We start from the raw sequence: 7,639 nt of genomic DNA on the forward strand, positions 1-7,639 counted from the left end.
GATTAAGACGGGGGAATCTCCCCATGCCGTATAATTTGACTGGTTTTCGGGGCATGATTTCCGGAGAAGTGCATTCGGGGAATGACCGTTTTCCGGAGTGTCCGGGAACCCCGTACCGAACACGACTCTTTCTTTTTAGGCAGCGCCGGGCAGATATGATTTTCTGGATTCCTGTAAACGAATATATTCTGGAGTTTGAATCCCTGGAGGATATCAGATTTCCGGAACTTCCCGGAAGCGCTTTTCGGGGAGTGTTCGGCACCTGTCTCCGCTGTGAATGCTGCATTTCCAGAGGTCAGGAATGCCACCGCTGTCAGCTTTTGCGGGTCTGTCCCTATAACATTATTTTTGAAAGGGCGATCCCGGCGGACGGAGATAATGTGATCCGCGATGATACGGCCAAGCCCTATATTTTTGAAACCGTAAATCTCAGCAGGCAGTTTGCCCGGAAGGGAGAACTGTTTTCAATCAGGGTAAAGCTGTTCGGCACTGATCCCACCTACACCAAGTACATTATCAAAGCCATGATGGCTGCGGGACGCCGGGGCGTGAATGCGGATCGGAAGCGTTTCCGGCTGATCCGGGTGGCCCAGTCCTCATGCAACGGCATCTTTACGGTTTATCAGCGCGGGGACAATCATGAGCTTGATATTCGGGACTGTCATCTTCGTATTGAGTGTCCGAACGAAGCCAGTGAAATTCAGGTGATTATCCCGGAGAACATGCCGCTCATTCTTAAGGCCCGCTGTCCCGAGCTTCGCAACAAAAGAGGCGTGGCCATTTCTCCCGAAGCCTTTACTGCCCGGAAGTTTCTGACTACGGCTGTCAGAAGAACTCTGAGCCTTTACGATCACTACGGCCGGAAGAAGGATCCCTCCGGAAAGGGACTCCTGCCCTTTAATACCCGGCCGGAAAATGAGCTTATCGAACTTGCTCGCGGGATCGAACTCTCTGATACGGAGCTTTTTCAGAAAACCTGCACCCGCTATTCCAACAGATCCCGGGAAAAAACAAGTCTGCCGGGCTTTTACGGGCAATTTACCCTGAAGGGGGAACTGACGCCGTTTATTCCCTATCTCTGGTTCTGCGCGGTCTGTCATCTGGGAAGCTACAGCATTATGGGGCTGGGAGGCTTCGGGATCAGGCGGGTCCGCTAGCTCAGGAACCGGTCAGTCCTGCTCCGGCATCTTATTTTCCTTATCGTATCTCTTCCGGTAATATTCCGCGGCCCGGTATTCCAGAATGTCGCAGAAATGCTCCCGGAAGGCGGGGTTTTGAGAGGGAAGGCGGAGATCCTCTGCCAGGGCCAGAGAATCAGGTTCCGGCTGCCGGAAAAACCGGTACTCCGTTTTAAGGAGGAAATTAACGGGGTTTTTCAGGATCGTCTGGAGATGCCGGGAATCCGGGATGTTCAGGAAATCGGCAAAGGTCGCGCTGCGGTCATTTTTACGGTTATTTTCCAGATCCCGCCAGTTTCTGTTTTTCCGGAAGAAGTCCTTCCAGGATGCCAGAAGATCCGTTTTGCTCACCTGCATTTTTATGCCGTTCCCGGCGGTGAAGGCCATGAGAACCGGCATTTTGTAAACCTTGGTCATGGCGGTGGTTTCCAGCATTTTCAGAAAATCATATCCGGGCCCCTGACAAAGCTCCTGTTCCTCCGGGGTGAGTTCATTGTTTTCCTTCAGAAAATCCAGGTAGTTCCGGAAAATGTTGTACTTGGACTGATTGATGATCTGGCGGTAGAGGGTGTCATCCATGCTCTTGAAGAGATCCGATCGCATGGGACGCCGGCCCAGAAGATCCCGGAGGCGGCAGTATTCCGCACGGATTCTGTCCCGGAAGCTCTGCTCCTTCTTTGCCATTTCATTAAAGAGGCTGATGGCCCGGAGATCAAAATCCGCCTCGCAGCCGTCCGGGAGATCCCGGGGGCCGTAGCTGTCCCGGGAGGCGGAGGATCTTCCTTCCGAGAGAATGCTGATGATGCGGCCGGCCTTTTCATAGTTGCCGATAAAGTCCAGCACGGTGAGCGCCGGCTTATCGGGATGCAGCCGGAGTCCCCGGCCCAGCTGCTGGAGAAAAACCACCGGGGATTCCGTAGGGCGGAGAAACATCACCATGTCCACTGGGGCGATGTCCACTCCTTCGTTAAACATGTCAACAGAAAATATCACCCGGATCTCCCCTTTGAGGAGCCTGATAATGGCGGTTTCCCGGTTTTCGGAATATATGCCTGCAGCATTGCTGCACACGAAAACGGACTTTACGCCTCTTTCAGAAAACTCCCGGGCCATCTCCTCCGCATGCCGCCGGGAGCAGCAGAAGCCCAGAGCCCTTTTTGAACCGCGCTTAAGGTAGTTCTGGAAGATAAGATCATGGCGGCGGAGGTTCCCGAGATAGGTTTTGTTAAGATCCTCGCTGTCATAGTGTCCGTTTACCAGCCGGAGTCCCGAATAGTCGGTGTCATCATAGACTCCGTAGTAGCGGAAGGGCGCGAGATAGCCCCGGTTGATGGCGGTGAAGAGGGAGATCCGGTAGGGCACGTTGTAGTCAAAGAGCTCAAAGATGCTCCTTCCGTCCAGACGGTCGGGGGTGGCGGTAAGCCCCAGAAGAAACTTCGGTCTGAAGTAGCGGAGGATTTTCTGGTACTGGGAGGCCGCGCTGTGGTGCACCTCATCTATGACGATATACTCAAAGCGATCCCGGGGGAAATAGCCGGAGTTCAGGTAACGCTCGCTCCCCAGAGTGGCCACCGAGGCCATGATAACCGGGAGATCCGCGCATTTCTCATCAGCGTTGAAAAAGCCGATTTCGTTTGATTTCCGGATGCTGGAAAAGGTACGGGCGGACTTTTTCAGGATCTCCTCCCGATGGGCGACAAAAAGCACCGTGGCGAAGTTCAGGGAGTCAAAGGCCGCCAGGGCGGTTTTGCCGATGCCGGTGGCGGCGATGATGAGGCCCTTGTCGCAGCCGTCGGCCCGGGATTTTTCCAGAGCGTACAGGGCTTCGATCTGGGCGTTCCGGGGCGTGAAAATCGAGGTAACATTGTCTGTATGGTCATTGTCGGCATTGACGGTACCGGCATCAACATTGTCAGCTTGGTTGCTGCCAGCATGGTCAGGCCCGGAATCCGGATCATTTCCGGATTCTTCGTACCGGAAAAGATGCCGGAGAGCCGGCGGCTGATGCCAGGAATCGGCATAGGCTTTAAGGGCGGCGTCATCCATAACCGTGGCATGGCGGAAGAAGAGATCCTCAAAGGTCTGGAAGAATTTGAGGTACCCGGTTTCATCGCTGATGCTGCTGAAGCGGTAGTTCCATTCAATGGCTCGGGTAAGAGCGCTTTTGGAGATGTTGGAGGAGCCGATAAAGATTTCGCTGAAGGTTTCGAAATGAAAAATGTAGGCCTTGGGGTGGAAGGATCGCCCGGGTTCGTTGTAGAGCCGGAGATCTGCCCGATCGCCCATTTCCTTTCTGATAAGGTAGAGAGCCGAGGGCTGGGTGATGTTAAGGTAGGTGCCGGTAAGGATGCGGATACGGGCGCCCCGATTTGCGGCCGCCAGAAGATCCGGCAGCATCAGCCGGACTCCGGATTCCATCAGGAATGAGACAACGATGTCGATGCTCCGGGCCCGGCTGAGTGAATCCTTAAGGAGCCGCCAGACCTGATCCTCGGCATTGTCTCCGCCGGTGGCGGCATTCTCGGAATAACGGATTCCGGTGATCACTCTTTCCGCATTAAGAGATTGAGCCACTTTTCTTCATCCCTGCCCGGTCTGACATCCCGGCTTATCCAGTATTCGCAAATCCTGAGGTTACAGGCCTCCCGGAGAAATTCCCGAAAGCTCTCATAGGTGAAATCGGTAAAGAATCTTCCGTTTCTCATTCCGGAAAACTCTCCGTACTTGAAGGAGGTATAGAGAATGCCGCCTGACACGAGAGCTCTTTCTATTTTACTCAGCGCGGTTTTCAGGGGCTCCCGGGGGAGGTGCAGAATTGAGGCGCAGGCCCAGATCCCGTCAAACTCCTCTTTAAAGTCCAGATCCTCAAAAAGCAGCGTTTTTACGGGAAGGCCGGTATTCTGAGCGGCGATGCGACACATTTCGGGGGAGCCGTCCGCTGCAGTTACCCGAAAACCACGCCGGAGAAAGGAGAGACTGTCCCTGCCGGATCCGCACCCCAGATCCAGCACGGCGGCATTTTTGGGAAGGAGCTTCAGGAACTTCTCCTGAGTCTGGGAGAAATCCACCTTGAAGGTGCCTTCGGAAAATGCTTCCGAGTTGGCGCGGTAGTATTCCAGCGTGGCGTCAGTCATTAAAGGCCTCCGTAATTTCCTCATCGTACAGTTTGACAGAGGTGTCCATGATGGCGTTATCAGGAATGCCATCATGAAGATCGCAGACATCAGGCACTTGATTCCGGTCTTTTCCAAAGGATATGCAGGTTACCAGGCCCTTATGCTTTCGGGCAATCAAAGCAAGCTTCCTTACCGCAAAATAAGAGCGGAGGAAACAAAGCCTGAATTATTTAATCAAAGTTTCAATCAGGCACTGGTGATCCTTGGTCTTGGTGCTGTAATTTATCCCAACTAGAATGATATTATTGTATTGTCCGGCATAACGTTTAAAGTATTCCTTCGTTTTAATCTGCGCAATTGCCTCTTCGGGAGAATAGTCGTACTTAAACTCAATCAGAATAAGCGGCGCCGTTCCTTTAATCGCAGGTTCATATACAAGATCCGCTTTGCCTTTGCCGGTCTGTTCTTCTCTGTGAGAAGTGTATTTGCCAAGAGTTGACCACAAAAGACCGGTCATTACACAGTAGGTAAGCGATTCTTCATCGTTGTAATCAAGGAGAGCCACTGCCGGAGAATTATGAATATCCTGAATCAGCGTCGCTACCGTTGTTCCATCGAGTTCCTGTATAGCTTTAAGCAGTTTTTCTGAACGCTTTATGGTTTCCATTCGTTCATACCATTCCTGCTTTTTTATGAGCCCCATCAATGCTCGTCTGATTTCTTTATTTGGAACATAGGCCTGTTTAAGATCTTCATCTCCGGCTATATCAGAACATCCTAAATATCCCAGACACACCAAAAGACTGAAGACATCATTTTTATCCTCTATGGTCACCATGTCGTTCTGAAAATTACTGCAATCGAATTGCACTCTGGCGCCTTCGATTAAATCCATAATATCTTTTTTTATGCCGTCAAAATCCATATTAATCAAACGCACAACTTCTTCATTTGACGAAGTTTTGCTCCAGTAACTGATGCATTCATTTCTGGTTACCGCTTTGCGGACGGAATTAGGGTTATAAATATCAACTCCCTTGATTTTATAACCTTCATACCATTCTTTTAAATCATCATGCGACACTTTGCAGTTAGGTGATTTTACAATGTCAATAACCTCATTATCAGTAAAACCGAAATAAGGAGCATACTCACCGGGGGCAAGCATGTTATATTCATCAAAATCGTTTAATGCGGACTGAGAGTTATATTTTTTAATTGGAAGAATACCGGTGAGATAGGCTAAAATAAAACAATCCTGCCCGCCATCAGCCTTAAATAGATTTTTTAACAATTTAATAAATTTTCTCTGTAAGATTTCATCGTTACGGTATTCGCGATACACCAAATCCCATTCATCCATAATGAATACGAATTTTGTGTTCAAATCCTGGGTGATTGCAAGTAAAGTTTCTAAAAGTCCAGTGTTTTCAATCTGATGGTTTTTAAGGCATTCTGAAAAATCATCATTGGATTTTAATTCTTTAATTATGGAATATTCAATATAATCAACTAAATCGTTAACGCCATCAGCTTTCTGTTTTTTGTTTGCATAGCCGTCAAACAATCCGTCAATGGTGTTCATATCAATGTAAATGACATTGTATTTATTTAGATGATCTGTAAAACTGTCTTTTCCTGCAATATTCAGTTTGTTAAAAATATCCTGTCCGGCATACCCTTTGGAATAGTAAGCTGAGAGCATATGTGCAGTTACGGTCTTTCCAAATCTGCGGGGACGGGTAATAGCCACAAGATTTTCATCTGTATTGCACAGAGCGTTGGTTTTTTCTATTAGATCAGTTTTGTCAACAAACACTCTGGTATCTTTTACTTTAACCAGCTTTATGAAGCTGTTATCGTTACCAGGATTAAGAATAAGTCCCATGTTTTAACGTCCCCGAGTTCAATATCACCATCGGTCGCCATTCTATCATAGCACTGAGTGTGTATCTGTGATACAGGACGTAATGAAGTGTTAGCCGCACATTAGAAGCCTTTCCGTTTACCGCATGAAGGAAAGGCGGCAACGGAATCTTCCGAGCCCTGATTCAGCTATAATCTGTCTGAAAAGGCCGGGCTACTGCTTTTTCTTTTTTACCTTTTTATCGATGTACAGCTTCATTGCGGCCTCGCCGGCCTTATCTCGCATGGACACCATTTCCCGTTCCAGCTGGTTCATGCTTTTCAGGAAATCTTCCTCGCTGTCAAAGCTGAAATCGGAGTCCGGAAGCGGCCTCTCGTTAACCACAGATCCGAACTCGATGCCGTTCTTGCCCTTGGTGAAGAAGATGAACCCCGACTGCGCGGCAGCGTTTTTGTTAATGTTCTCGTACAGGGTTAACCAACTGTTGGGGAGTTCATCGGCGGCGACAGATCCGGTTCCGCTGTCAGAAGACTCCTCCGCTCCGGTTCTTATGATACGGCTGCTCCAAATAAACGGGGTGCAGGGAGCGCTTTTGCCGCTGCGGTCAAGATAACGGATGATTGCCGCTGTTGTAAATTCAAAAGACCCCAAGGCATCTCCGGACGATCTGGCTCCGAACCAGCTATGCGCCTTAGTCAGCCATTCATTCCTGTTGCTGAAAATGCAACAATCGACATTGGCAGGCCATATCTGATGACTGGCAAACTCTTCTGCGGAAAAAACAAAGACTCCTATCCTTACGGGGGCTGGGCTGCCGGCAGGATCTTTGTCAGCGCTAACGTTTCCGGATGGCAAATCAGGAGACGATGCTTCATTTACGAGTCTTTTGATAAAATCCTCCAGCGTTACCGTTTCATCCTTGATGTCATCCCGGTAAAAACCGCACTCGTTCATTAGGGCGTTGGGGTTCAGCCGCTCATCTGACTTCTCCAGGTTGCGAGCCAGGGCGCGGTTGCCGGTGCAAAACTCGCCAGAAGAAGTGACTATGCCGTCTTTGTGGTAAGCTGTTACGATGGCGTACCTCTTTCTGGTCAGGTAAATCCCGATTATTTCCGGAGATCCCGGATAGCTTTTCGTCTTTGATGTCTGATAATTCCAGACGTGCTTCCGGGAAAGAGAGATGTTCAGCTTTTTAAGAATGACTGAAATTTGATATTCCGAAGCCCCGGTCTCGTCCGCCAGAGCCTTGATAGTCCAGAGCTTGCCGCTGTCATCGGTAGCTCCGGTAAGCAGGGCGGTTATCTGTTCTTCAAGGTTCTCGCCGTCATGCTTTGCCTTGCGACCGCCGCCGCGCGATGACAGGAGGCCGTTTATCCCTTTCTCCTGATAAGCCTTTTTCCATTTTGCAACAGTACGCTCATGCACCTGAAAACGGGCGGCTATTTCCTTGTTGCTGCTTTCTTCAGCGCACGCCATAA

6 protein-coding genes are annotated in these 7,639 nt (G+C 49.8%); 1 reads left to right on the forward strand and 5 read right to left on the reverse strand.

The features are described 5' to 3' along the window. On the forward strand, nt 1-1,157 hold a 1,157-nt coding region (gene cas6 / locus ACJROR_RS07040), incomplete at its 5' end, for a CRISPR system precrRNA processing endoribonuclease RAMP protein Cas6 (RefSeq protein WP_406546501.1). Nucleotides 1,158-1,169: 12 nt separating this feature from the next. Here the strand turns inward: cas6 and ACJROR_RS07045 are convergent. The 5 genes from ACJROR_RS07045 to ACJROR_RS07065 all read right to left on the reverse strand — a co-directional run. After that, entirely contained in the window at nt 1,170-3,752 is a 2,583-nt protein-coding gene (locus tag ACJROR_RS07045; RefSeq protein WP_406546502.1) for a DEAD/DEAH box helicase family protein, read from the reverse strand. Next, a complete protein-coding gene (locus ACJROR_RS07050) occupies nt 3,722-4,312 on the reverse strand; it encodes a class I SAM-dependent methyltransferase (RefSeq protein ID WP_406546503.1) in 591 nt (196 codons plus the stop codon). The genes ACJROR_RS07045 and ACJROR_RS07050 overlap by 31 nt, the downstream gene beginning before the upstream one ends. After that, on the reverse strand, nt 4,305-4,472 hold the full coding sequence (locus tag ACJROR_RS07055) for a hypothetical protein (protein ID WP_406546504.1): 168 nt from the start codon (nt 4,470-4,472) through the stop codon (nt 4,305-4,307). The genes ACJROR_RS07050 and ACJROR_RS07055 overlap by 8 nt, the downstream gene beginning before the upstream one ends. Nucleotides 4,473-4,520: 48 nt before the next feature. Beyond that, the gene (locus tag ACJROR_RS07060) at nt 4,521-6,182 is read right to left on the reverse strand and encodes an AAA family ATPase (protein WP_406546505.1); all 1,662 of its coding nucleotides are present in this window, start codon (nt 6,180-6,182) and stop codon (nt 4,521-4,523) included. A 192-nt stretch (nt 6,183-6,374) separates the two neighbouring features. Further along, nucleotides 6,375-7,639 (reverse strand): transposase (locus tag ACJROR_RS07065; RefSeq protein WP_406546506.1); only part of this gene is annotated, 1,265 nt, incomplete at its 5' end.

The organism is Succinimonas sp. (assembly GCF_045225735.1).
Classification (GTDB): domain Bacteria; phylum Pseudomonadota; class Gammaproteobacteria; order Enterobacterales; family Succinivibrionaceae; genus Succinimonas.